The organism is Halomonas sp. AOP43-A1-21, assembly GCF_052376775.1.
Lineage (GTDB): Bacteria > Pseudomonadota > Gammaproteobacteria > Pseudomonadales > Halomonadaceae > Vreelandella > Vreelandella colorata.
The window spans coordinates 1-750 of the sequence record NZ_JBQSWC010000097.1 but is presented as its reverse complement, the minus strand read 5'-3'; the positions used below and the strand labels follow the sequence as shown (position 1 = coordinate 750).

General features: G+C 64.3%; 1 protein-coding gene. It reads right to left on the bottom strand.

Annotated features, from left to right (window positions below):
- On the bottom strand, nucleotides 1-750 hold a 750-nt coding region (locus ACT3R7_RS20705; protein WP_496199466.1), incomplete at both ends, for an FAD-binding oxidoreductase.

The following is a 750-nucleotide window of genomic DNA, read 5'->3' as shown; positions in this document are numbered from 1 at the left end:
GCACCTGCTCGGCCACGGCCTTGGGGTCGTCACCGCTAAACTCGACCAGGTTGATGCCGCGAATCGGCGCCTCTGGCGTGGCGGGGAAGAACTCAGCCACGCTGTCCCAGACGAAGTCCTCCATGGCCAGCGTCAGCACCGTATCGTCGATGGTCTCGATCGAGATGGGCTCGGCATTTGCCATCAACGCCTTGGCGTCGCGCAGGGCTGCCATAAAGCTTGGGTAGCGCACGTTGACCAGCGTGGCGTACTGGGGAATCGGCAGCACGTTAAGAACGGCTTCATTCAGAAACCCCAGCGAGCCTTCCGAGCCGCACAGCAGGCTATTGAGGTTAAGCTGGCCGGCGGCGTCGCGTAAGTGGGCCAGGTCGTAGCCGGTCAGGCAGCGGTTCAGCGGCGGAAAGGTCGCCTCAATCAGCGCGCGCTGTTGGTCAATAATGGCCGTGGCCGTCTGGTGAACACGACCGACGATGCCCGCCTGCTGGCAGGCGTGTTGCTCATCCTCGGCACTCAGCGCGCGGCTCTGTAGATGTTGGCCACCGAGCAGCACCGTGTCGAGTTCCAGTACGTGATCGCGGGTTTTACCGTAGGCGCAGCTGCCCTGGCCGCTGGCGTCGGTAGAGATCATGCCGCCGAGGGTGGCGCGGTTGGAGGTGGAGAGCTCCGGGGCAAAGAACAGGCCATGGGGTTTTAGCGCGGCGTTCAACTGGTCTTTCACGACCCCGGCCTGTACCCGCACCCGGCGGGCCT